General features: G+C 52.8%; 19 protein-coding genes. 14 read left to right on the top strand and 5 right to left on the bottom strand.

The window, feature by feature from the left end; all coding sequences use genetic code 11:
- Positions 1 to 6: 6 nt before the first annotated feature.
- On the bottom strand, positions 7 to 2,667 hold the full coding sequence (locus tag ACJJIP_RS19555; RefSeq protein WP_282951892.1) for a penicillin-binding protein 1A: 2,661 nt from the start codon (positions 2,665 to 2,667) through the stop codon (positions 7 to 9).
- Positions 2,668 to 2,814: 147 nt separating this feature from the next.
- Between ACJJIP_RS19555 and ACJJIP_RS19550 the strand changes: the two genes are divergently transcribed.
- The 11 genes from ACJJIP_RS19550 to ACJJIP_RS19500 all read left to right on the top strand — a co-directional run bounded on the left by ACJJIP_RS19550 (position 2,815) and on the right by ACJJIP_RS19500 (position 18,521).
- Positions 2,815 to 3,891 (top strand): pilus assembly protein PilM, encoded by a 1,077-nt coding sequence (locus ACJJIP_RS19550; protein ID WP_282951891.1) that lies wholly within the window; start codon positions 2,815 to 2,817, stop codon positions 3,889 to 3,891.
- Position 3,892: 1 nt separating this feature from the next.
- Complete coding sequence (locus ACJJIP_RS19545) at positions 3,893 to 4,468, top strand: PilN domain-containing protein (RefSeq protein ID WP_020413643.1); 576 nt, start codon at positions 3,893 to 3,895, stop codon at positions 4,466 to 4,468.
- A gap of 12 nt (positions 4,469 to 4,480) precedes the next feature.
- Positions 4,481 to 5,101: a type IV pilus inner membrane component PilO gene (locus ACJJIP_RS19540; RefSeq protein ID WP_020413642.1), complete on the top strand. Its 621-nt coding sequence runs from the start codon at positions 4,481 to 4,483 to the stop codon at positions 5,099 to 5,101.
- Positions 5,098 to 5,628 (top strand): pilus assembly protein PilP, encoded by a 531-nt coding sequence (locus ACJJIP_RS19535; RefSeq protein WP_282951889.1) that lies wholly within the window; start codon positions 5,098 to 5,100, stop codon positions 5,626 to 5,628. Before ACJJIP_RS19540 ends, ACJJIP_RS19535 begins: the two co-directional genes overlap by 4 nt.
- The gene (locus tag ACJJIP_RS19530; protein WP_444945826.1) at positions 5,628 to 7,835 is read left to right on the top strand and encodes a type IV pilus secretin PilQ; all 2,208 of its coding nucleotides are present in this window, start codon (positions 5,628 to 5,630) and stop codon (positions 7,833 to 7,835) included. The genes ACJJIP_RS19535 and ACJJIP_RS19530 overlap by 1 nt, the downstream gene beginning before the upstream one ends.
- Positions 7,832 to 8,356: a shikimate kinase AroK gene (aroK, locus tag ACJJIP_RS19525; RefSeq protein WP_020413639.1), complete on the top strand. Its 525-nt coding sequence runs from the start codon at positions 7,832 to 7,834 to the stop codon at positions 8,354 to 8,356. The genes ACJJIP_RS19530 and aroK overlap by 4 nt, the downstream gene beginning before the upstream one ends.
- 78 nt (positions 8,357 to 8,434) lie before the next feature.
- Positions 8,435 to 9,520 (top strand): 3-dehydroquinate synthase, encoded by a 1,086-nt coding sequence (gene aroB, locus ACJJIP_RS19520; RefSeq protein WP_020413638.1) that lies wholly within the window; start codon positions 8,435 to 8,437, stop codon positions 9,518 to 9,520.
- 345 nt (positions 9,521 to 9,865) lie between these two features.
- Positions 9,866 to 14,314: a glutamate synthase large subunit gene (gene gltB, locus ACJJIP_RS19515; protein WP_444945825.1), complete on the top strand. Its 4,449-nt coding sequence runs from the start codon at positions 9,866 to 9,868 to the stop codon at positions 14,312 to 14,314.
- 20 nt (positions 14,315 to 14,334) lie between these two features.
- Positions 14,335 to 15,753 carry a glutamate synthase small subunit GltD family protein gene (locus tag ACJJIP_RS19510; protein ID WP_020413636.1) on the top strand — a complete coding sequence of 473 codons (1,419 nt, stop codon included), beginning with the start codon at positions 14,335 to 14,337 and terminating at the stop codon, positions 15,751 to 15,753.
- Positions 15,754 to 15,915: 162 nt separating this feature from the next.
- Complete coding sequence (gene hemE, locus ACJJIP_RS19505; RefSeq protein ID WP_020413635.1) at positions 15,916 to 16,995, top strand: uroporphyrinogen decarboxylase; 1,080 nt, start codon at positions 15,916 to 15,918, stop codon at positions 16,993 to 16,995.
- A 173-nt stretch (positions 16,996 to 17,168) separates the two neighbouring features.
- The gene (locus ACJJIP_RS19500) at positions 17,169 to 18,521 is read left to right on the top strand and encodes a cyclic di-GMP phosphodiesterase (protein WP_353375738.1); all 1,353 of its coding nucleotides are present in this window, start codon (positions 17,169 to 17,171) and stop codon (positions 18,519 to 18,521) included.
- A 60-nt stretch (positions 18,522 to 18,581) separates the two neighbouring features.
- On the opposite strand, the gene asd is transcribed toward ACJJIP_RS19500, so the two are convergent.
- The 3 genes from asd to rsgA are packed head-to-tail and all read right to left on the bottom strand — an operon-like array spanning position 18,582 to position 21,303.
- Positions 18,582 to 19,445 carry an archaetidylserine decarboxylase gene (gene asd, locus ACJJIP_RS19495; protein WP_020413633.1) on the bottom strand — a complete coding sequence of 288 codons (864 nt, stop codon included), beginning with the start codon at positions 19,443 to 19,445 and terminating at the stop codon, positions 18,582 to 18,584.
- A gap of 26 nt (positions 19,446 to 19,471) precedes the next feature.
- Complete coding sequence (locus tag ACJJIP_RS19490) at positions 19,472 to 20,266, bottom strand: sulfurtransferase (protein ID WP_020413632.1); 795 nt, start codon at positions 20,264 to 20,266, stop codon at positions 19,472 to 19,474.
- Positions 20,263 to 21,303: a small ribosomal subunit biogenesis GTPase RsgA gene (gene rsgA / locus ACJJIP_RS19485; RefSeq protein ID WP_282951882.1), complete on the bottom strand. Its 1,041-nt coding sequence runs from the start codon at positions 21,301 to 21,303 to the stop codon at positions 20,263 to 20,265. Before rsgA ends, ACJJIP_RS19490 begins: the two co-directional genes overlap by 4 nt.
- A gap of 86 nt (positions 21,304 to 21,389) precedes the next feature.
- Between rsgA and orn the strand changes: the two genes are divergently transcribed.
- Positions 21,390 to 21,929 (top strand): oligoribonuclease, encoded by a 540-nt coding sequence (gene orn, locus ACJJIP_RS19480; RefSeq protein WP_020413630.1) that lies wholly within the window; start codon positions 21,390 to 21,392, stop codon positions 21,927 to 21,929.
- Positions 21,930 to 21,964: 35 nt separating this feature from the next.
- Here orn and queG read toward each other — a convergent pair whose 3' ends face one another.
- Entirely contained in the window at positions 21,965 to 23,071 is a 1,107-nt protein-coding gene (gene queG / locus ACJJIP_RS19475) for a tRNA epoxyqueuosine(34) reductase QueG (RefSeq protein WP_444945824.1), read from the bottom strand.
- Between the two features lie 135 nt (positions 23,072 to 23,206).
- On the opposite strand from queG, the gene ACJJIP_RS19470 reads away from it, so the two are divergent.
- Positions 23,207 to 24,688 (top strand): NAD(P)H-hydrate dehydratase, encoded by a 1,482-nt coding sequence (locus ACJJIP_RS19470; protein WP_282951880.1) that lies wholly within the window; start codon positions 23,207 to 23,209, stop codon positions 24,686 to 24,688.
- Between the two features lie 2 nt (positions 24,689 to 24,690).
- Complete coding sequence (tsaE, locus tag ACJJIP_RS19465; protein ID WP_020413627.1) at positions 24,691 to 25,176, top strand: tRNA (adenosine(37)-N6)-threonylcarbamoyltransferase complex ATPase subunit type 1 TsaE; 486 nt, start codon at positions 24,691 to 24,693, stop codon at positions 25,174 to 25,176.
- The last annotated feature ends 59 nt before the right edge of the window (positions 25,177 to 25,235 follow it).

The following is a 25,235-nucleotide window of genomic DNA, read 5'->3' as shown; positions in this document are numbered from 1 at the left end:
AATCTACTAGAATAGTTCCTCCGGCAGGGATTCTCTCGGTTGTTCCCGTCCGGGCATATCCCGATCTTCATCCGTATAGCGGTTGCGATAGGGGTTGTAGACCTCGCGGCTGGGCACCCGATTGGTGCGGAAAATTTCGAACATGCCGCCATAGGAAGTACGCAGGCCGTTCTCCGGGTTGATGCGTACGGTCTCAATGTCGTCGGGCTGGGCCAAATGACGTTCCGGCAATCCCTCCAGCGCGGCCGTCATAAAGTCTATCCAGATAGGTAGGGCTGCAGAGCCACCGTATTCATTTTTGCCCAGTTCGCCATAGGAGTCGAAGCCGACCCAAGCGCTGGTGGCCAGGTAGGGGCTGTAGCCCGAGAACCAGGCATCGCGGGGTCCGTTGGTAGTTCCGGTTTTACCAGCGATATCCCCGCGTTTCATGGCGAGTGCACGGCGGCCGGTGCCTTTCTTGATCACATCCTTGAGGATGGAATCCATGATGTACGCTGTCTCTGGTGACATGGCACGCGGCGCCAGTGGCCTTGCCTGGGATTTTGTCGGGTCCATAGGGCCGACAGGTAGAACCTCTAGTTCTGGGGGCGTCTCGCCTTGATCTGGCCCTTCCCCTTCCTGTTGCAACACTGCCAGATCCACGGGTTCCCGATTAAAACCCTGGGGTTCGTTGCCGGGCTCTGGACAGTCGTTACAAACGGTGAGCGGTAAAGCTTGGTAGAGCATTTTGCCATTAACATCCAGCACTCGGTCCACCAGGTAGGGTTCCACCCGATAACCGCCGTTGGCGAAGGCGGCATAGCCACGAACCATTTCTAATGGAGTCAGAGCCGAGCTGCCGAGCGCGATAGTCAGGTTGCGTGCCAGCTTGCTGCGCTCAAAGCCGAAGCCCTCCACAAAGCCCAAGGCATAGTCCAGTCCCAGAGCCTGCAGCAGGCGAATGGAGACCATATTGCGTGACTTGTAGAGTGCCATACGCAATCTGGTTGGGCCTAAGAATGTGCCGCCATCATTTTCGGGGCGCCATACATCTTGAAGGTTGGTTTCCTCAAAAATAATTGGGGCATCATTGATCATGCTGGCGGCAGTGTAGCCCCGCTCGATAGCCGATGCGTAGATAAAGGGTTTAAAGCTCGAACCCGGCTGACGTGCCGCCTGGGTTACCCGGTTGAAGTGACTTTGGCGGAAGTCATAACCGCCCACCAATGCGCGTATTGCGCCATCCTCAGGGGCGATGGAAACCAAGGCTCCCTGGGCGGCGGGTACCTGGGTCAGCTCCCACTCTTCGGTGACCTGGGGCTCCTGGGGATCGGGACCCTCTTCTTCAGGACTGGCGAAAGGATCGGGTTGAGGCACTTCTTCCGCCACGCTCACAGTTTGAACTGCAGCTTGGTCCTCATCAGTTTTATCAATTTCAATGCGGCGTAACCGAACGACGTCACCGGGGGCAAACATTTTGTCTGCGGACTGCAAAAGTGGTCCGCGAGCACTTTCGGAGATATAGGGGCGAATGGATTTAAGTCCATTCTCCCAGGGAACCTCTACAACCCGGCGATCCCGTAACTGAACCTGTAGGAGCTTGGGCTTTACTGCCGTTACTACCCCTGGCTCAAGCCCTCCCAGGACTGGTATTTCATTGAGAAGATCGATCAACTGGTCGCTATCGTGCAACAGCTCAGGTGGTAGGCGTTGCTCGGGACCACGATAGCCATGGCGTGAATCATAGGTTTCCAGGCCATGCTGAAGGGCTTTGCGCGCTTCGTCCTGAAGGCGGCTATCGACAGTAGTGATGACTTGGTAGCCATCTGTATATGCGCTGTCACCAAATAGCTCCACCGCTTCCTTGCGTGCCATCTCGGCAATATAGGGGGCATCCAGGTCCAGGTCGCGGCTATGGTAGCTGGCGGTCACAGGAGCGGTAATGGAGTGTTTGTATTCATCCTGGTCGATATAGTCGAGATCGAGCATGCGTTTCAAAATCCAATTACGCCGCACCAGGGCACGGGTCGGATTGGCAATTGGATTGAATGTGGAGGGCGCCTTGGGAAGGCCCGCCATCATGGCCCACTGGGCCAGGTTCAGGTCTTTGATATCGCGGCCGTAGTACACATGAGCGGCGGCCTGGAAGCCGTAGGCGCGGTTACCCAGGAAAATTTTGTTGATATATAAGGCGAGAATTTCATCTTTGCTGAGTTCGCGCTCAATCTGTAAAGATAGCAGAATCTCATTAAACTTACGTACGAAGCGCTGTTCCCGGCTCAGGAAGAAGTTGCGCGCCACCTGCATGGTCAGGGTACTACCGCCCGATTGAATTGAACCGGTTCGAATTAGTTGTGAAGCCGCGCGGATCAAGCCTTTGATTGAAACACCATTGTGAGAGTAAAAACTCGCATCCTCGGCAGCTAAAACCGCTTTGATAAAAGGCTCTGGCGTCTGCTCAATGGTAATCGGGTTACGTCGTTTCTCCCCGAACTCCCCAATAAGCTTCATATCCTGTGAATAGACTCGCAGGGGAGTCTGCAGGCGAATGTCGCGCAGACTCTCAACGGAGGGCAGCCCGGGCTTTAAGTAAAGATAAATGCTGGCGAGAGTCATGGCTGCGCCGGCCGTCCCGGCGAGACAGAGCCAGAGCAGTGCTAGTAGACGATTTCGGGCTTTTACGGTCATGAAACTGCTTCTGTGTACTTCATTTGTAAGATTCGGTGAATAATTATACGAATATTGTGCGCTATTACCTATGCAAATGCTGGTTGAAGCGGTAATTTAAAGTGCTATAACATCAAACTTTCATAACCCACGGAAAAGATAAGAAAAATGGGGATTTTCCCTTTTCTGGATAAAGGCCCGAAGGCCATGCTGGGACTCGATATTAGCTCGACTGCAGTGAAGTTGCTGGAGCTAAGTCGCAATGGTGATAAATATCGTGTCGAAAGTTACGCCGTGGAACCTCTTCCACCCAATGCGGTGGTAGATAAGAACATCAATGATGTTGGAGCCACAGCCGAAGCTATTCGCAAGGTGGTGCGCCGGTCCAAGACTCGTCTGCGTCGTGCCGCAGTAGCCGTTTCCGGCTCGGCAGTAATCACAAAGACTCTCGAAATGCCCGCAGATCTCTCCGATGAAGATCTGGAGGCGCGTATAGCTCTCGAAGCTGATCAGTACATCCCCTACCCACTTGAAGAGGTGAGTTTGGATTTTGAGGTGCAGGGGCCATCTGAAAAGGGTGAGGATCAGGTGGAAGTTCTGCTCGCGGCTTGTCGCAGTGAAAATATTGAGCAGCGAATTTCTGCTCTCAGCGAAGCGGAGTTGGAAGCGGGTGTTGTCGATGTGGAGGCTTATGCCATCGAGCGAACTTATACCCTGTTGGAAGATCAATTTCCGCCTCAGGAGCAAATGGTTGTCGCTGTAGTGGATATTGGTGCCACCATGAGTGCTTTGTCAGTTCTTGTTGACGGCAAGACTGTTTACACACGTGAACAGCTTTTCGGTGGCCGCCAGCTTACTGATGAAATCCAGCGCCGTTATGGTCTGTCTGCCGAGGAAGCCTCATTGGCCAAGCACCAGGGAGGCAGCGGATTGCCGGATGATTATTACGCTGAGGTACTGGAACCTTTCCGCGATGCTGTCATTCAGCAGGTTACTCGCTCACTGCAATTCTTTTACTCCTCCACCTCATATAGTGATGTGGATTACATTCTGCTCAGCGGTGGCGTCGCAGCAATGGAGGGGTTATCCGAGTTAGTTGGTGAGAAATTGGGTAAACCCACACTAGTCGCTGATCCTTTCCATGGGATGAGCCTCTCCTCGCGAATAAATCGCCAGTCTCTGGCCAATGAGGCACCTGCGTTGATGATTGCCGCAGGGTTAGCGATGCGGGAGAAGGAGTACTGATATGGCCAAAATAAACCTGCTACCCTGGCGCCAGGAGTATCGAGCTAAGAAGCAAAAGGACTTTCAACAAGTAGCTTTGCTAGTGGTAATTGCTGCAGCGCTATTAGTGTTTGCATGGATAGAGACTGTGGACGAGCAAGTTTCAAACCAAAACGCGCGTAACCAGCTTCTTCAGGAGAAAATCAGTGCGCTAAATAAACAGGTGCGTGAAATTAAAGATTTGAAGAAACGGCGCCAGGAGCTCATTGACCGCATGCGGGTGATCCAGGAGCTGCAGGGGAATAGACCTCTAGCTGTGCGCTATTTTGATGAATTGGTCCAAGCGACCCCAGAGGGGCTCTGGTTAAATTCTCTCCAGCGGAAGGGAAATAGCCTGGAAATATCTGGAATCGCTGAATCCAATAACCGGGTTTCTTCTTTTATGCGAAACCTGGATCAGTCTGATTGGTATGACTCCCCAAATCTTACTGGCGTCACTGCGAGCCCAGCTTTTGGCGAGCAAGCCAGCGCTTTTCAATTGGCGGTAAATCTCAGTGGACGAAAAAAAGAGAATGAACACGTCGATGAAGCAAATTAAAGGATCCTGATCATGGCATTGGGGGATACGTTAAAACAGCTTGAAAATCTGGATATCAATGATATCGATTTTAGCCGTGTTGGAGTTTGGCCCTTACCTGGGCGTGTTGCTCTACTAGTGATCATTACGGCAATTATAATTGGTCTCGGTTATTATTTTTGGGTTGGTGATTTATATAGCAGGCTGGATATTGCCGCTAAAAAAGAGCAGGACCTTTTTACTCAGTTTGAAAAGAAACAATTTGAAGCTGCGAACTTGGATGCTTATAGGGAACAGCTGGTAGAAATGGAGGAGACTTTCGGTGCTCTTCTTAAGCAGCTACCGAAAGATACTGAGGTCCCAGGTCTGTTAGAGGATATAGATGAGTATGGTCGTGGCAGTGGTTTAACTATTGAAAAAGTTGCTCTGCAAGACGAATTGGTAGGCGAATTTTATGTGGAGCTGCCAATTAGAATCCAGGTTCATGGTGGCTATCATGAATTTGGCTCTTTTATTAGTGGTATTGCGGGCATGCCGCGAATCGTGACTCTACATGACTTTAATATTTCAGCGAGCCGTGACAGTGGTGGTTTGCTCAATATGGTGATTAATGCCAAAACATATCGTTATAAAGATCAAGGGGATGAGGAATGATAAGACTTTCCATCCTTGTTATCGCGTTCTTTACAGTGTCAGGCTGTAGTTTGAATGCAGACCATTCAGATTTAACAGAAAGAATGGCTGAGGTTGAAAGAAGACCCCAGGGGCAGATAGAGCCAATTCCGACGTTTACTCCTTACAGCCCATATGTATACAGCGCTGCGGCACTGAGAAGCCCGTTTACAAGACCCATATTGGAGTCAGAGCAACGCTTAGTGGGACGAAAACTGGATATTGCCCCCGATATGAGCCGTCGTCGCGAGTTGCTTGAAGGTTTCAACTTTGACGCTCTTTCTATGGTGGGTACTTTGTCACGGGATGGCCAACTATGGGGGCTGATAGATGATGGTGCCGGAGGTATTCATCGAGTGACGATAGGAAACTATCTTGGGAAAAATCACGGCCGAGTGGTCAATGCTAATGCCGATCAGCTCGATGTATTGGAAATTGTACCTGATGGCACTGGTGGCTGGATTGAGAGGCCGCGGGCACTGACGTTGGAAGAAAAGGACAACGGATAATGATTAAAAAGCAACTTGCCAAGTTTTTAGCTCCGTTTCAACTATTATTGCTCGCTTTATCGGTACTTCCAGCTGCCTTACAGGCTCAAATAAATCAGCTTAGTGATATCCAGTTTTCTGAGCTGCCTGGTAGCAGGGTGCAATTACGTTTAACGTTTACCGATGTACCCCCTGAGCCAACTGGATATACGATTGAGCAGCCAGCACGAATTGTGATGGATCTTGCTGGTGTAGAGAGTTCTCTGCCACAAAAGAAGTATTCTCTCGGAATAGGCGGGGCTCGAAGCGCAGTAATTGTCTCGAGTGAAGATCGAACCCGCTTGATAGTTAACCTGGACCAGCTTCCGGCTTATACCAGTGAGGTTAAAGGTAATCAGCTAGTCTTGGAGATTGGTGCCGGTTCGGTTGAGCAGGCAACGGTAGTCGCTCCCTCTGACACAATGACTCATGATAGTGGCCTTAGTATTGGAGGTGAAAAGCAGTTTCGCACTTCAGGCTCTATAGCGATTAACAATGTTGATTTTCGCCGCGGAGAAGAAGGGGAGGGCAAAGTAATAGTCAGCCTTTCTGACCCAGCAGTAAATATTGATGTAGAGCGTACCAAAGGAAAGATTTATCTAACTTTTCTGGGGGCGAAATTACCTGAGTCATTGCGTCAACGCCTTGACGTCACTGATTTTGCTACAGTGGTAAATTCAATCGTTGTTGACTACGATGGACAAAATACAGTTATAGCTGTTGACCCTACCGACGTTGATTATGATTATCTCGCCTACCAGGCAGATACGGAATATGTGCTCAGTGTTAAGCCTCTCACTGCTGAGGAGATAAAGGAGAAGGAAAAAGAGTTTCAGTTTAGTGGTAAAAAGTTATCGCTGAACTTCCAGGATATTGAAGTGCGATCTGTCCTTCAGATAATTGCCGATTTCACGGGACTGAATCTTGTAGCAAGCGATACAGTTGAGGGAAGAATTACCCTGCGACTTGATGGAGTACCTTGGGACCAAGCATTGGCTTTGATTTTGAAAGCAAAAGGTCTGGATAAGCGTCAGGAGGGCAGCGTGATCATGGTTGCGCCTGCCGCTGAGATTGCTGAGCGGGAGCGCCAAGAGCTTGAAACCCGCAAACAGCTTCAAGAACTGGCTCCATTATTAACTGAATATATCCGTGTCCGCTATGCTGATGCTGGAGAAATATTCACTTTATTTTCAGGGAAAGATAGCGATAGCTCCGGGCAAGGTGGATTTGCTGGTGGAAATAGCCGGGATGTCAATAAAGCGAGTATTTTGTCACCTCGCGGTAGCGCAATTGTAGACGAGAGAACAAACACAATTATTCTGACGGATACGGAAGATAAAATTGCTCAGTTTCGGGAGTTGATAGAGGTTATTGATATCCCAATCCGCCAGGTGATGATTGAAGCGCGCCTTGTTACAGCTAATAGTGACTTTGCCAGTGAATTGGGCGTTCAATGGAATTATGTTGGCGCTGATGAAATTAATGATAGTACTTCGGGAGTTGGCGCTGGGGGGCATTTGCCTCTTGATGAGGATGATGACGTAGGAATTGTCAATGGAGTTTTGACTGGCTCACCAAATGTATTGGACCCCTTAATGGTGGACCTTGGTGCGCCAAATGCGGTGGGAAGTTTGGCCTATGCTATCTTGAAGGACAATTTTTACCTGGGGCTCGAGCTGTCAGCTATGGAAGATGTGGGTAAGGCTGAAATAGTTTCCCAGCCTAAAGTTGTTACAGGGGATAAGCAGGAAGCAACGATTCAATCTGGTGTGGAAATCCCTTACCAGGAAAGAACCTCTTCAGGTGCCGCATCTATAACTTTTAGAGAAGCCGTATTGGAGCTTACGGTACTTCCGCAAATTACCCCAGATAACAACATTATTATGGCACTAAATATCAAACAGAATAGTGTTGGTGAATTGATTGAAGTAACTGATTTTGCATCAATACCCTCAATTAATGTTAATAACCTGTCAACTAAAGTATTAGTGCGAAATGGTGAGACTATTGTCTTAGGTGGGATATTCGAAAGTAATATCCTTGAAAGTGAAACTAAAGTGCCTTTATTGGGGGATATTCCTTATTTAGGTAACCTATTCAAGAGAAGCGTTCGAACTGATGATAAGAGAGAGCTTCTCATGTTTATCACTCCTCGAATTATGGAAGATGAGAATTTTTACTCTAAGTGATTAACCGTTCCATATTTTTGGTCGGCCCCATGGGGGCCGGCAAATCTACCATCGGCAAATTGCTTGCTGCACAATTACAGCTGCCGTTTGCCGATACCGATAAGGTGCTGGAAGAGCGTACCGGTGCCGACATTCCCTGGATTTTTGATGTAGAAGGGGAGGCGGGTTTTCGACGCCGTGAAAGTGAAGTACTCGAAGAACTATGCCATGGAGAGTGTCAGATTATCGGTACTGGTGGCGGAATAGTGCTGTTGGAAGAGAACCGCCGGCAGTTGCAAAAGTACGGCCTTGTTGTCTATCTGCAGGCCAGTGTGGATCAGTTATTCGAACGTACCTCAAAAAACAGCAACCGACCGCTTCTACGGGTTCCGGACCCACGTGCGCGTATTGAGGAAATATTGCACGAGCGCGAACCTCTCTATCGTGAAGTGGCAGATGTTATTTGCGATACTGATAACCTGACACCCAAGCAGGCTGTAGCGCTGGTGGTTGAACGATTGCAGAACACCCTCTCCCAATAACCTCCCTGGACTCTGTGCTAAAGTGCCTCTCATTTACTCAGTTCGCTGAATCTCAGCGGTGGCGGGAAGGAGAGCACAATGCATTGCCTGAATGTAGAGTTGGGGGAGCGTAGCTACCCAATTATTATTGGTTCACAACTCCTGGGTGATTCACAGTATCTGCTGCCCTATATACGTGGACAGCAGATTTGTATTGTTACCAATGAAACTGTTGCCCCCTTATATCTAGAGCAATTACTCAAGGGCTTGTCCAGCTTCGACAAGGTCGATGTTGTCGAGTTACCTGATGGCGAGTCCTTTAAGACCCTCGATACACTAAATCGCATTTTCGATACTTTACTGGAGCAGCGTCATAACCGCACAACAACCCTGATTGCATTGGGTGGTGGTGTTGTTGGAGATATGTGTGGTTTTGCTGCAGCTTGCTACCAGCGCGGCGTTGATTTCATTCAAGTACCTACGACACTCCTCGCTCAGGTCGACTCTTCTGTCGGCGGTAAAACAGGTGTAAATCACCCACTTGGTAAAAATATGATCGGGGCTTTTTACCAGCCGCGCCTGGTCTTGGCGGATATGGATACTTTAGTGACCTTACCTGATCGGGAGTTCTCTGCTGGCATAGCCGAGGTCATTAAGTATGGCCTGATTTGTGATGAACCATTTTTCTCTTGGATCGAGCAAAATATTGACGCCCTGTTGAGCCGTGATCCGCAGGCGCTGGCTTACGCCGTTGACCGCTGTTGCCGGGATAAGGCTGAAGTTGTGGCCAGTGACGAGCGTGAGGCTGGACGTCGTGCCATATTGAATTTTGGCCACACATTTGGTCATGCCATTGAAGCCGTCCAAGGCTATGGACGTTGGTTACACGGAGAGGCGGTTGCCGCAGGGATGGTGATGGCACTGGAGTTATCACGATTGCAAGGCGATGTAGATGATGATTTATTAAAGCGGGTTCGAAGCCTACTAGCTAAAGCCCAACTACCGCAGCAATCCCCTGCGGATATGACCGTTGATCATTTCCTGCAAGCTATGCAGGTGGACAAAAAGGTGGTGGATGGAAAACTGCGATTGGTGCTCTTAAGGGCGTTGGGCAATGCAAAAGTCGTCGATGACACACCGAGGGAAAAGGTTATAGAAGCGCTAAAGAACTGTGGTGCTAAGTGATGACCGCCTCGAAAGACCTAAAATCGGAGTACTGGATAACTAGAATTCGCCAATACAGGAAATATATCTGCTTAATTGATGTTTGGCAGATAAAAAAACTACAAAATATTGAAAAGCTAGTGTTAGGCAAGTAATATTGCGCGCCCCCCGAAAATAATGGCGGGGCGTGACGACCGCCAACAAGAACAATAAAGAAAGCCCCACCAGAGGGCTTTTTTTATCTCGGGATCTTTTAGCCAGGGACCGCAGGAGAGCGTAGCGCAAAGCTTTGAGCATTTTTTGCCCATAACAGGTAGAGCTTTGGAACTACCTGTGGTCCCCCAATCGATAGTGACGAGGAATTCTATGGGTAGCAGTCTGTATCAGTTGGATGAGTTCAAAGACAACTGTGGTTTTGGTCTGATCGCTCATTTGCATGGTGTGGCGAGCCACAAATTAGTGCAGACAGCCATAGAGTCCCTTACCTGCATGACCCACCGCGGTGGTATCGCTGCCGATGGAAAAACCGGCGATGGCTGTGGCCTCCTGTTACAGAAGCCTGATGCATTTCTGCGCGGCGAAGCCCGCGACCTACTTAATGCTGAACTGACGGACGTCTATGCGGTAGGTTCGGTAATGTTGCCCCTCGATGAAGGCGAAGCCCAAAACGCCCGCCGAACAATAGAGAAAGAGCTGGAAGCCCAGACCTTGCAAGTCGTCGGCTGGCGCACCGTGCCAACCAACCCAGAGTGTCTAGGGCCTATTGCCCATGACTGCCAGCCTCGCTTCGAGCAACTGCTGATCAATGATGCCGAGGCGCCTCTGGGAGAGGCCCGTTTCAATGCGCGTTTATATGTTGCACGGCGCAAGGCCGAGCAGCAGCTGAGTAGTGATGTATATATTGCCAGCCTCTCAACCAGTGTCCTCTCCTACAAGGGCTTGATGATCCCGGCAGACCTGCCAAAGTTTTTTCCAGAGTTAGCCGATCCGCGCCTGGAAACTGCAATTTGTGTGTTTCACCAGCGCTTTTCTACTAATACCATGCCGCGCTGGCCATTGGCGCAGCCTTTTAGGATGTTGGCGCACAATGGCGAGATCAATACCATTACCGGCAACCGCAACTGGTCGGTAGCGCGTACCAACAAGTTTGTTACTGAGTTGATCCCGGAGCTGAATGAGCTGACCCCTCTGGTAAACCGTGAGGGCTCCGACTCTTCCAGTCTGGATAACATGCTGGAAATGCTGCTTGCTGGCGGGATGGAGTTACACCGTGCACTGCGCATGCTGGTACCCCCTGCGTGGCAAAATGTTGAGGGCATGGACGCAGATCTGCGCGCCTTCTACGAATATATTTCCATGCATATGGAGCCCTGGGATGGACCTGCCGGCCTGGTAATGACGGATGGCCGCTATGCCGTATGTACACTCGACCGCAATGGTCTGCGCCCATCCAGGTGGGTGATTACCAAAGACGATATTATTACCGTGGCCTCAGAGATTGGGGTTTACGATTACGCGCCTGAAGATGTGGTGGCCAAGGGGCGCCTGGGGCCAGGTCAGATGCTTTCTGTGGATACTCTGGAGGGCAAGCTGCTCCACACTGCTGATATCGACAATATGCTCAAGCGCGCCCAGCCCTATAAGCGCTGGTTGAAAGAGAAGGCGCGACGCATTCGCTCAAAACTGGTTACCGCCCCTGTAGACAACAATTTCTCCCATCAGCAGTTCAAGGTTTACCAAAAACTGTTCAGCTCTTCTCTGGAGGAGCGCGATAAGGTAGTGCGCCCGATGGCGGAAGCCGGCCAGGAAGCGGTTGGTTCCATGGGGGACGATACGCCGATGGCGGTTTTATCCCGCTACAACCGCTCCCTTTACGATTACTTTCGCCAGCAGTTTGCCCAGGTTACAAATCCGCCGATAGATCCGTTGCGCGAAACTGTGGTGATGTCCCTGGAGACCTGCCTGGGGCGTGAGAAATCTGTATTTGAAGAGACACCAGCACATGCAGACCGGGTGATACTGTCTTCCCCGGTTCTGTCCCACATGAAATACACCGCATTGCTATCCCTGGATCGCCCTGGCTTTGATGCGGAAATATTCGACCTGAATTACGACCCGGCGGAGCTGGGCCTGAAGGTTGCAATTGAGAGACTGTGCGCACGGGTTGAGGCCTCTGTCCGAGCCGGTACAGTTATTGTTGTGCTCTCTGACCGCGATATTCGCGAAGGTCAGCTGCCTATTGATGCGTTGCTCGCCACCGGTGCAGTACACCACCACTTGGTGCATGCGGGCCTACGTTGTGATTCCAATGTGGTGGTGGACACTGCCAGTGCTAGAGATCCACACCAGCTGGCTTGTCTGGTAGGTGTTGGCGCCACAGCTGTGCACCCCTATTTCTCTTACAGCATTATCAATCATCTGATCGATACCGGTGAATTGCTGCTGGATGCCGCAGAAGCGCAGAAGAATTATCGCAATGGCATTATCAAGGGTTTGCTGAAAATCCTATCGAAAATGGGAATTTCCACGGTGGCCTCGTATCGCGGCGCCCTTCTGTTCGAACTGGTGGGGCTCTCCAGAGAAGTCGTGGATCTGTGTTTCCCCGGTGCGCCAACCCGTATCGAAGGTGCCGGTTTTGCTGAACTGGAGTCGGATATGGCATCGCGTGCCAGTATTGCCTGGAAGGCGCGCAAGCCGGTCTCTCCCGGAGGGCTGCACAAATACGTGCACGGTCAGGAGTACCACACTTTTAATCCGGATGTTGTGACCGCGCTGCGCCGCGCTGCCAGTACTGGGGACTATTCCGCTTGGCGTGATTATGCGGAATTGGTAAATCAGCGTCCGGTAGCAACCCTGCGGGATATGCTCGGATTCAAAGAAAATATTGAGTCAGTACCTCTGGAAGAGGTGGAGCCAGTTGCGGCAATTGTGCGCCGCTTTGATTCTGCCGCTATGTCTCTGGGGGCCCTGTCGCCCGAGGCTCATGAATCACTGGCCCAGGCAATGAACCGGCTGGGCGGGCGTTCCAATAGTGGTGAGGGTGGTGAAGACCCGGCACGCTTTGGCACTGATAAAGTCTCCAAGATCAAACAGATCGCCTCCGGTCGCTTCGGGGTGACACCGCACTATCTGGTGAATGCCGAAGTATTGCAGATCAAGGTGGCCCAGGGTGCCAAGCCCGGTGAAGGAGGTCAGTTGCCCGGCGGTAAGGTGAATGGCCTGATCGCACGCCTGCGTTATTCTGTGCCCGGTGTGACGCTAATTTCTCCGCCACCTCACCACGATATCTATTCCATCGAGGATCTTGCCCAGCTGATTTTCGATCTAAAGCAGGTCAATCCGGACGCGTTAGTGTCGGTGAAACTGGTTTCGCGCCCGGGCGTTGGCACCATCGCTGCAGGTGTGGCCAAGGCTTATGCGGATCTGATTACCATCTCTGGCTACGACGGCGGCACTGCGGCTAGCCCTATAACTTCTATCCGTTACGCGGGATCTCCATGGGAGCTGGGCTTAGCTGAAACCCATCAGACCCTTCGCGCGAATGATTTGCGCGACAAAGTGCGGGTGCAAACTGACGGTGGTTTAAAGAGCGGTCTCGATGTGATCAAAGCAGCCATCCTGGGAGCCGAGAGCTTTGGCTTTGGTACCGCACCTATGGTGGCCATTGGCTGTAAGTACCTGCGTATTTGTCACCTGAATAACTGTGCTACCGGCATTGCTACCCAGCGTAAGAATCTGCGTGATGAGCACTATATCGGCACTGCTGAGATGGCGATGAACTTCTTCCGCTTCGTTGCCGAAGAGACCCGGGAATGGATGGCGCGGTTGGGAGTGCGCAGCCTGGAAGAACTGGTTGGCCGCGTGGATCTGTTGCGTGTGTTGGAAGGAGAGACCGACAAACAGAAGAAGCTCGATCTTTCTCCACTGTTACATACCGATGAACTGCTCGATAGCAAACCGCAAACCTGCCAGTCTGCCAGGAATGAGCCCTGGGACAAGGGCGAACTGGCCGAGCGAATGGTGGAAGAGATTTTGCCTTCCATTGAGAAACTTGCTGGTGGCGAGTTCAGCTATGACATAACCAACTGCGACCGCTCCCTGGGGGCAAGGCTGTCCGGTGAGATCGCCAAGCGTCATGGTAATCAGGGCATGGTAGAAGCACCGATCAAGCTACAGCTTAACGGGGTGGCAGGGCAGTCGTTCGGTGTTTGGAATGCAGGTGGCTTGGAGATGTATCTGGAAGGGGATGCTAATGATTACGTCGGCAAAGGTATGGCCGGTGGCAAGCTGGTGATACGACCACCTGAAAACAGTACCTTCGCCTCCGAGGAGACCAGTATCGTCGGCAATACCTGTCTGTATGGCGCTACCGGGGGCAAGCTATTTGCTGCAGGCCGCGCTGGGGAGCGTTTTGCCGTGCGTAACTCTGGTGCTTTTGCCGTGGTAGAGGGAGCTGGCGATCATTGCTGTGAATATATGACCGGTGGCATGGTTGCCGTACTGGGTCGCACCGGCTTTAACTTTGGTGCCGGTATGACCGGTGGCTTTGCCTATGTGCTCGACCTGGAACGGGATTTCTTCGACCGTTGCAACCATGAGTTGATTGAGTTACGTCGTATTAGCAGTGAAATTCTTGAGCCGCATCAGAGCCACCTGCGCGAGGTGATAGAAGAATATGCCGCCGAAACCGGTAGTGCCTGGGGCGCGGAGCTACTGGATAACTTTGATGACTACCTGAGTCGTTTCTGGCTGGTAAAACCCAAGGCGGCGAGCCTTGCGGATCTTCTTTCTGACGTGCGCAAGCGCGGCGAATAAGGCTGGGGTGGAGAAACAATATGAAAGACAGACTGAATAACGATTTCCAGTTTATCGACGTATCCCGCATCGATCCGCCAAAGAAGGACGTCATTACTCGCACTAATGAGTTTGTAGAAATCTACCAGCCCTTCAGTGAGAATCAGGTAGCTAGCCAAGCGCACCGTTGCCTGGACTGTGGCAATCCCTACTGTGAATGGAAGTGTCCGGTGCACAACTATATTCCCAACTGGCTGAAGCTAATCAGCGAGGGGAATGTGATTGAGGCGGCAGAGCTTTGCCATGAAACTAATACGTTGCCAGAAGTCTGTGGCCGCGTTTGCCCACAAGATCGCCTGTGTGAAGGTGCCTGCACCCTTAATGATGGTTTTGGTGCCGTAACTATCGGGAATGCGGAAAAGTATATTACCGATACAGCTTTTGCGCTGGGCTGGCGGCCGGATCTGAGTCATGTGGAAAAAACGGGCAAGAAGGTTGCGATTGTTGGTGCCGGCCCCGCGGGCCTGGGCTGCGCCGATATTCTCGTGCGCAATGGTGTGCAGCCGGTAGTATTCGACAAGCACCCGGAGATCGGCGGCTTAATTACTTTCGGTATCCCAGAGTTCAAGCTGGAAAAGTCAGTGATGCAGAAGCGTCGCGAGGTTTTTGTGGAGATGGGGGTGGAGTTTTGCCTCAATACCGAAGTGGGCAAGGACATCACCTTCGAGCAACTGCTCAGCGATTACGATGCGGTATTCCTTGGAATGGGTACCTACAACTATATGAAGGGCGGCTTCCCTGGTGAAGACCTCCCTGGGGTTCACGATGCCCTGCCATTTCTGGTGGCCAATGTGAACCGCAATATGGGGTGGGAGAAAGACCCCTCGGAATTTGTTCCTGTGGAGGGTAAGCGTGTGGTGGTACTCGGTGGTGGTGATACCGCTATGGACTGTAATCGCAGCTCCATTCGCCTAGGTGCCAAGAGCGTCACCTGCGCCTACCGCCGCGACGAACAAAATATGCCCGGCTCCCGCAGAGAAGTGGCCAATGCCAAAGAGGAGGGGGTGCAATTCCTATTTAACCGCCAGCCGGTGGAAATTGTCGGTGACGGCAAGGTCTCTGGAGTTAAGGTGGTGACAACGAAATTGGGTGAGCCAGATGAGAATGGCCGCCGTCGCCCACAAGTTGTGCCTGAATCGGAGGAAGTGATCCCCGCCGATATTGTATTGGTTGCCTTCGGCTTCCGCCCGAGCCCCGCGGAGTGGTTTACTGAACACAATATTGCAGTCGCCGATTGGGGTGGCGTTGTCGCTCCGGAAAAGCAGAAGTACAAGTTTCAGACTTCAAATGAGAAGGTCTTCGCCGGCGGTGATATGGTGCGCGGCTCCGATTTGGTGGTTACCGCTATTTGGGAGGGGCGTCAGGCCGGTGAGGGTATCCTCGACTACCTGGATATCTGATGGACCTCGCAGGATAGGAGAGGGTGACACCTCTCTCCATACTTTTCTTTGTTGATCTTCCCTATCAGCTCAAGGCTGCGCACCGCTATATTTTTGCCACTCTATTTATAGTGGCCCCGCCCCCTGTACAATGGCCGCTTTTTTAGCCCGCTCGGTGTGCTTATGTCTGATATTAAATCGCCCGAATTGAAAAACGATCGTTTCCTTCGCGCCCTGCTACGCCAGCCTGTGGATCGAACACCAGTGTGGATGATGCGCCAGGCGGGTCGCTATCTGCCAGAGTATCGTGCCAGCCGTGCCGAAGCTGGTAGTTTTATGGACCTGTGCCGCAACACCGAGCTGGCTTGCGAGGTGACACTGCAACCTTTGGAGCGCTACCCTCTGGATGCGGCAATCCTATTTTCCGATATCCTTACTATCCCCGATGCCATGGGGCTAGGCCTCTATTTTTCTGAGGGCGAAGGCCCGAAATTCCACAAGCCTCTGCGCACTGCGGCAGATATTGAGTCACTGGAAGTGGTTAACAGCGAGCGGGACCTGGATTATGTGATGAATGCCGTGTCCACCATTCGCCGAGAGCTGAATGGGCGTGTACCACTGATCGGTTTTTCCGGTAGTCCTTGGACTCTGGCCACCTATATGATTGAGGGTGGCTCCAGCAAAGATTTCGCTCGCTGCAAAGAAATGCTCTATAACCGTCCTGAGTTGATGCACCAGCTGCTATCAGTATTGGCCGATTCCGTAACCGACTACCTGAATGCGCAGATACGTGCCGGTGCCCAAGCTGTGCAGATCTTTGATACCTGGGGTGGAGCGCTGAGCCACAGTGCCTACCGCGAGTTCTCCCTGCAGTATATGGCGCGTATCCTGGGCGGCTTGATTAAGGAGGTCGATGGCCGTCGTGTGCCCGCCATCCTGTTCACCAAAGGCGGTGGGCAGTGGTTGGAGGCGATGGCGGAAACTGGTGCCGATGCATTGGGCCTGGATTGGACTACAGATATTGGCAGTGCCCGTGCCCGTGTCGGTGAACGAGTTGCCCTACAGGGTAACCTTGATCCCTCAGTCCTCTATGCCAGCCCCGAGCGTATCCGCCAGGAAGTGGAAACTATCCTGCAGGCATTCGGTCATGGTAGTGGCCATGTATTTAACCTCGGTCACGGAATTACTCCAAAGGTCGATCCCGCCCATGCCGGTGCCATGATTGAGGCGGTAGTAGAGCTTTCTGCGAAGTATCACGCTTAATGGTGGTAACTAGTGTCTGAGTCTGTGAATGCAGTCTCACTTTGGGCGGGTGCTCGCCAATATCTCTCCGTGATATAAATGTGCGCCTGCCCAGAGGGTTCCGAGTTAGGCACCCTGCTCCTTGGCATTGGGCGGCTTTCAGAAAATTATCTCAGTGGTCGGCACCTCTCCAAGTGGCAATCGAACAGGCAAAAATCTCCGTCGGTGACCTACAGCGCGGCATGTTTGTTTCCAGGCTGGACAGGCCCTGGACACGAACACCTTTTGCGCTGCAGGGCTTTTATATCCGCGACCTGGAGGAAATACGGCAGCTGCAAAAATGCTGCCGCTTTGTCTATGTAGATGTTCACAAGACCGTTGGTAGTGCTGGTGCGACCCTACGCCGCCTGGTCGGTGGCAGCGGTGCTGGTATAGTTGGTGAAGGTCGCACCCCCCGCGTTACTATCCCCTGTCGTCCAGTGGCAATTTCTCACAGAGCATACCCTCCGCCACAGCCTGCCCGGCGCGAAGCCAGTAATGCACGCAAACTGCATGGGCAGATATTGCAGGGCATGGGGCAGGTGATGGGGTTAGTGGCGAGCAACCGGCCGCTACCAGTACAACAGGTCAACCGGGTGGTGGAAGACCTTGTGGATAGTGTGTTGCGCAGCCCCGATGCTTTCGCCTGGCTGGCTCGGGTGCGGGATAAAGATGAGCATACCTATAGCCACTCGGTGAGGGCGAGTATCTGGGCAGTACTGTTTGGCCGCCATATCGGTTTAGGGCGACGTGAACTATTACAGCTGGGGGTGGCGACTCTTCTAAAGGATGTCGGTAAATTGGCTATCCCTGCGGAAGTGTTGCAGATGAAGCAACGAGATCCGCGCAGTGAGCTGGAGTATCGAAAGTTTGTACTGCACAGTGCGAATATGCTTGCTGCCGATGTACAGATGGATCCACAAGTAATTAATATTGTCCGCTGCCACCGCGAACGTCACGATGGAAGTGGTTATCCGGAAGGCCTGCGGGGTGACAAGATTCCCGTGTTAGCGCGTATGTGCGGGATTGTGACCTTTTACGATGAAGCAACTAACCCCCGTGGTGTTAGCGAACCTATAGCTCCATCTCGTGCCGTGGCGGGCCTGTATGACTTGCGAGGTATCGCCTACCAGGAGCAGCTGGTAGTGGAGTTTATTCAGGCGATAGGCCTTTACCCAACGGGTACCCAGGTGGAGCTTTCCAATGGTGAAGTGGGCGTGGTAGTGGAGCAAACTTACGATCGTCGCCTTAGGCCGAAGGTGATGATTGTACTGGATGAGAACAAGCGCCAATTGAATAAACCTCGCCTTCTCGACCTGGCTGAGACTGAGGATCGTGCGAAGAAGCTGATTGAGCGAGGAAAGATGAGTGCTCAGGTGCAAGTGAGTATTTTGCGTGATATCGAGCCCGGCGCTTACCCCCAGGTGGATACTGCTGCGGTGCGGGATACTTATTTATTTAAAGGTAATGGGCAGCTATCCCGTTTGATTTCCCGCCTGGCGAAATAACTGCTGCTACTCACTACCCAGACTATCCACGATGGGCGGTTTATGCCGCCCCTCTCAAGTTCAGTCATTCTCAGCGATAAGGTTTCCGAAGTGCTCACCCATTCGTACGGTGGTTTCCGCATCCAATGAGTCCAGCCAGCGCACTTGCTCCTTGCCGAACAACATAATAACGGTGGATCCCAGTTTAAAGCGGCCCATCTCCTCGCCCTTTTTCAGGTGGATTGGTGCGGTGTCTAGATAATTGGTGCTACGCACATCGCGCTTGTGTGGGGTTACCTGGCCTGCCCATACGGTTTCGATACCGGCAACGATCATAGCGCCGACAAGAATCATAGCCATGGGGCCTGCCGCAGTATCGAATACACACACCAGCCGCTCATTGCGGGCGAACAGGCGAGGAACATTTTCCGCTGTGACTGTGTTGACTGAAAAGAGTTGGCCCGGCACATAGATCATGCTGCGCAAGGTGCCGGCCATAGGCATATGCACACGGTGGTAATCCTTGGGCGACAGATAAACTGTGGCGAAATGGCCGTCGTTAAACTGTGCTGCCAGCTCCGGATCACCGCCCACAAGTTCGAGCAGGCTGTAATCGTGTCCCTTGGCCTGGAATATGCGGCCGTTGTGAATGCCTCCCAGCTGACTGATGGCACCATCCGCCGGGCAAGCAAGGCTGTGCTCACCGCTGACGATTGGGCGTACGCCTTCTTTTAGTTCGCGGGTGAAAAAATCGTTAAAGGTGCGATAGGCGGTACAGTCGGTCTCCTTTGCCTCCTGCATATTGACACCGTACTTATCCACAAACCAGCGGGTGAAGGGATCTTTGATCGATTTGATTTGTGTGTTCGCCAGCCAGCCGGCAGCGCGTGAAAAGGCATGCTGTGGGGTCAGGTACTGCAGTGTGGCAAAGAGTTTTGGATTCATAGAATTACAACGTTTCTTGATGATTCTTACTGTTCTACCGGTGTATCGGGCAGGTTACCCCACTCGCTCCAGGAACCGGGATAGGCGTGTATATCAAAGCCCAGGGATTTACCCACCAGCCAGGTGAAGCCAGAGCGGTGATGGCTTTGGCAATGGGTAACGATTTTGTGCTTGTCGTCAATTCCCAGCTTGGCAAGAAATTCCCGTGCATCGGTGCGGATACGCAAGTCGCGCTGAGGATCCATTAGCTGGGTCCACTCGCAGTTGATAGCTCCGGGAATATGGCCACCTTTCATGGCTAATACCCGTTCACCAGAATATTCCTGCGGTGAGCGCGCATCCCAAATAATGAAATCCGGGTTGCCTAGTTGTGCCTGGATTTGTTCGGCGTCAATGGACGGGGTTGAATCGATGGATATTTCGATATCGCTGGGGTTGGCTTGTGATTCGTCAGTGGAGAGAGGCAGGCCAGCACTGCGCCAGGCGTGCATACCACCATTCAGATAGCTGTAGTTATGGTGGCCTATCATCTCCAAGGTCCACAGAAAGCGTCCAGCCCAGCCGCCTCCTTCATCGTCGCAGGCGACGACATGGGTTTCTGGGCGCAAGCCAATTGCGCGGAATATTCGGGTCAATTGTTCCAGGTCTGGCAATTTACCGGGCGCTGGAGGGGTACCGGCCATCAAAGCCTGGAAAGGCAGGTGCAAGGCGCCGGGAATATGGCCGCTCAAATAGTTTTGGTTGGAGCTGAGATCGACAATTAGCAGCTCCTCACGCTCTAGTTCGGCAGCGAGATCTTCCGCTTCGATAATCAGGTTCAAAATTTATTCTCCGATTCCAGGCTGTTGCGCAGGTGTAAGAAACTGTTCATGCGGCGTTCGGTGATGTCGCCACTGGACAGTGCTTTGTGGATGGCGCAACCGGGTTCACCCTGGTGACGGCAGTCCCTAAAGCGACAGTGGCCGATAAAGGGGCGGAACTCTACAAAACCTTCCAGCAGCGCAGTTTCCTCCATATGCCAGAGGCCAAATTCACGGATGCCAGGGGAGTCTATCAAATCGCCGCCACTTGGCAGGTGAAACAGTTCCGCCGCAGTAGTGGTGTGGGTGCCTTTCAAGGTGGCTTGTGAAAGCGCACCAGTACGTGCGCCGGCACTTGGGAGCAGTGCGTTCACCAATGATGATTTTCCCACGCCGGATTGTCCTACAAAAACACTGCTGCCCAGGGCCAGGGTTTCCAGTAATTGGGGTAAGCCCTCACCGGTTTTCGTGGAGAGTTTTAGTACCGGATAACCCAGGTCTGGGTAAGGGGCCAGCAACTCATCCAGTGCTTCGCGGTTACTGTCGTTGATCAGGTCGATTTTGTTGAGCAATAAAATAGGTGGAATGCCGGTGGTTTCTGCCGCTACCAGGTAGCGATCGATAGCATTGGCGAAGGGCTCGGGATAGGGTGCTATAACGATGACAATACGATCGATATTGGCGGCGACGGTTTTTAAATCGCCGTAGCGATCTGGTCGCTGTAATTCCGATGTACGGGGTAGGCGTGCACCGACCACACCATACCCACCATCGCTGTCACTCGTGGCCGGGCGCCAGGCAACATGATCGCCGGTAACCAATGTCTCAATATTGGCGCGCAGGTGGCAGCGCTGGCGCAGGGAGGAATCACTTTCACTCTCTACCAATATCTGGGTGCCATAATTGGCGATCACCAGGCCGGTCTGTTCCTGGGCCAGCTGACCTTCATCCATCGCTTGTTCCGCCGACTGCTCGCGCTTGCGCGCGCGGGCCTCGCGTTCCTGCTGGATTTTGGCGATACGCCATTGCTGGCGCCGGTTCAATTTGCGTTTACTCATGCATTGGTACCTGGGGATCAGCGGCGGATTATAGCTATTGCCGGGTAGTTACGGTAACTTGCGCGGAAAGTTTGAGGAGACCCCCTGTGGATCAGAACAACCTGATCTGGATCGATCTGGAGATGACCGGCCTCGATCCAGAGAAAGAGCGCATTATCGAGATTGCTACCATTGTGACCGATTCGCGCCTAAATGTTCTCGCTGAAGGCCCTGCAATGGTAATTCATCAGAGTGATGCTCTGTTGAATGCAATGGATGATTGGAACACTGAACAACACGGTGGTTCTGGTCTGGTAGCACGGGTGAAGGAGTCGACCATATCCGAGCGAGAAGCGGAGCGTGAAACTATTGAATTCTTGCGCCACTGGGTACCGGAGGGTGCGTCCCCTATGTGTGGTAACTCTATTGGCCAAGACCGCCGCTTTTTAGTCAAATATATGCCGCAGTTGGAATCCTACTTCCACTATCGCAACCTGGATGTGAGTTCGGTGAAGGAGCTGGCCAGGCGCTGGCGCCCGGAAGTGCTGGAAGGGGTAAAGAAGCACAGTAACCACCTGGCTCTTGATGATATCCGCGATTCGATCGGAGAGCTGCGCCATTACCGCGAGACTTTTTTTCGTCTCTAACTCTTGCCCCTTAGCTTTGCGTGTCGCTGCGCGGTCTAGGTGGGAGCGCGCTTGATCTTGCGCTTGCGCTTTCGGCCACCACGCAGGCGTGCCAGGGCCCAGTCAATATGTTCAAGCACTAATGGCGTGGCGGTTTGCCGCGCTTGTTCCAGGGTGTCCAGGACTCTATCGACGGGTTCGCCATTGCCGAGGGCAACCGCCAGATTGCGTTGCCAGCGTTCGTAACCAATACGGCGAATGGGGGAGCCTTCAGTTTTGCGCAGAAACTCCTCTTCGCTCCAGTTGAATAGTGCCAACAGCTCGCCGTTATCCAGTCCGTGGCGTGGGTGGAAATCCTGTTCGGCGGTGGGTTTGGCGAATTTGTTCCAGGGGCAGATCGTCTGGCAGTCATCGCAGCCAAATACACGGTTTCCGATGGGCTCGCGAAATTCTTCGGGTATCGGCCCTTTATTTTCGATGGTCAGGTAGGAGATACAGCGGCCCGCATCCAGGGTTCGAGGACCGATAAAGGCATCGGTTGGGCATACCCGGAGACAGGCCACGCAGTCGCCGCACTCATCGACGAAGTCACCTTCGTCGATAGGTAGCGGTAGGTTGGTATAGATTTCTCCGAGGAAAAAGAACGAGCCGGCTTTAGAGTTAATCAGTAGGCAGTTCTTGCCCACCCAGCCGAGTCCGGCTTTGCGAGCTAATGCCCTTTCCAATACCGGGGCGCTATCGGTAAATGCACGCCCTTTGGATTCGATCCCGTGCTCGGCACAAAAAGCATCAATTTTCTTGGCCAGGTTAGCCAGGCGTTTGCGAATCAGCTTGTGGTAATCGCGCCCATTGGCATAACGTGAGACATAGGCTTTACTGGAGTCTTTCAGTATTTTGATGGGTTGGGTATCCGGTGGAAGGTAGTCGAGACGCACACTGATGGCGCGGATAGTACCTTCCTCCAGGAGTGCTGGGCGCCAGCGCTTTTCCCCATGAGCACCCATCCATTCCATATCTGCGCTGTAACCGGCATCAATCCATGCGCGTAGGCGCTCGCCATCCTCCTCCAGCTGGCAATCAGTAATGCCAACTTGCTGGAAGCCCAGCTTCCGCCCCCAGGTTTTAATCAGGTTGGCTAATTCTGCGAGCAGTGAATCGGTCATAGGTAAAAGCGGCTCGATATCCCAGGCAAGCACATTGACTGGCCGGGGCGGTATACTCTGCTGACAGAGCAACTGACAGCGATGCAATCGCCTATTTTGCCACAGATGAATTCTTGACCACATTGCGGGAGCCGCATGGATACGCCTCAATCTCTGTACAGTGCCGAATCGGTACGGGAACTCGACCGACAAACCATAGCTGCGCTGGAAATTCCCTCTATTCAATTAATGAAACGCGCCGGCCGCGCGGCCTTCAAGCATTTGCAGGCACAGTGGCCCGATATTGGCCGAATACAGGTCTTTTGTGGCGGTGGTAATAACGGTGGGGATGGCTATGTGATTGCGGCCCTGGCTGCGCAGAAAAAGATCCCGGTTACGGTTTATGCCTGTACTGAGCCGGGCAAGCTGAAAGGTGATGCGCGAGAAGCCTGTGAATATGCCCTTCGAGAAGGCGTACAGGTGTTGACTTCCTTAGCAGAGTTGGACAATGCCGATGGCAATACCCTGATCGTGGATGCCCTGCTTGGTACTGGGTTTAGTGGGGCTTTGCGCGAGGATGTCGCCCATGCGGTGGAGAGAATTAAGAAGAGTCCTGGGCCGATATTGGCTGTGGATATCCCGTCCGGTCTAAGCGCCGATACGGGAACCGCTGACCTCGCTGTACATGCGGATATGACGGTGACTTTTATCGGGCGCAAACTCGGCCTCTATTGTGGTCGAGGCCCGGCGCTATGCGGTGAGGTCCAGTTCGAGGATCTGGGCGCGCCAGCGCAGGCCTACTGTGATGTTGATGTCTCAGTGCACCGCTACACGGCGGAGGGTATTAAACGCTTGCCAGTGCGTGCTGCGGACAGCTTTAAAAACCAGTTTGGCCATATTCTGATCGTTGGAGGCGATAGCGGCTTTGGCGGTGCTGCACTTATGGCTGCTCAGTCCAGCGCGCGGGCTGGAGCCGGTCTGATTTCTCTGGCGACTCGCCCTGAGCACCTCTCTGCAGCTTTGACTCGTTGCCCTGAAGTTATGGCTTATCCGGTAATTTCCGGCCAGGAGCTGGAGCCACTGCTGGACGGCCCCAGTGTTATAGCTGTTGGTCCCGGCCTCGGGCGCTCGCCCTGGAGCGAACAGCTGTTAGCCCGCGCGGGGCGAGCAGAGGTGCCATTAGTGGTGGATGCGGATGGGTTAAATATCCTGTCCGAAGGGCGGGTATTGGCCGGCGTGAAACGGAATGATTGGGTACTGACGCCCCATGTGGGAGAGGCGGCACGCCTGCTCGGTTGTGACACTGCCGATGTACTGGTCGATCCCCGTGAAGCAGCTGCCGCAGTTCAGGAGAAGTTCAGTGGTGTGGTGATACTTAAGGGCGCAGGTACCCTGATTGCCCACGATGGTGGTGTAGATCTGATAAATAGCGGTAATCCGGGTATGGCCTCTGGTGGTATGGGCGATCTGCTTACCGGTATCGTCGCTGCACTGATCGGGCAGCACCTGCCCCTGGTTGAAGCGGCCCGTCTGGCAGTTTGGCTGCATGGAGAAGCCGGTAATCGCGCTGCTGAGGATGGCCAGCGAGGTTTGTTGGCCACCGATTTATTGCCTTGGATTCGACGGTTGGTAGATTGATAGTGAGTGAACTCAAAATACATTTGGCGGACGAAGAAGCAACAGTCGCCAGTGGAGAGGCGCTGGGGCGCGCATGCCTGGCCAGTGGCCTGCAGCATGGACTGACCTTGTATCTGAATGGCCAGTTGGGTGCTGGGAAAACCACTTTTTGCCGTGGCGTGTTAAGGGCTTTTGGTCATGACGGCGCAGTAAAGAGTCCCACCTATACGTTGGTGGAGCCCTATGAGCTGGGTACGCAACGGGTTTATCACTTTGATCTATACCGGCTGGGTGACGCCGAGGAGCTGGAGTTTATGGGGGTGCGGGATTATTTCGCTGCCCACAGTCTGAGTCTGGTGGAGTGGCCGGAGCGCGGTGCTGGTGTTTTACCGGAGCCGGATTTGCAATTGGACCTGGAGGTGCCAGATAGCGGAAGACAGTTATTGCTGATTGCTCACTCCAAACAGGGCACAGCAGTGCTCGATACGCTGGAAAAATTGCTGCAATAGTATCGGCAGACCTTAATTCGAGGGTGTGTGAATAACAATAAGCGAAAGGACTGAGATGT

The organism is Microbulbifer variabilis (assembly GCF_052467165.1).
This window is presented reverse-complemented; position numbering and strand designations above follow the sequence as displayed.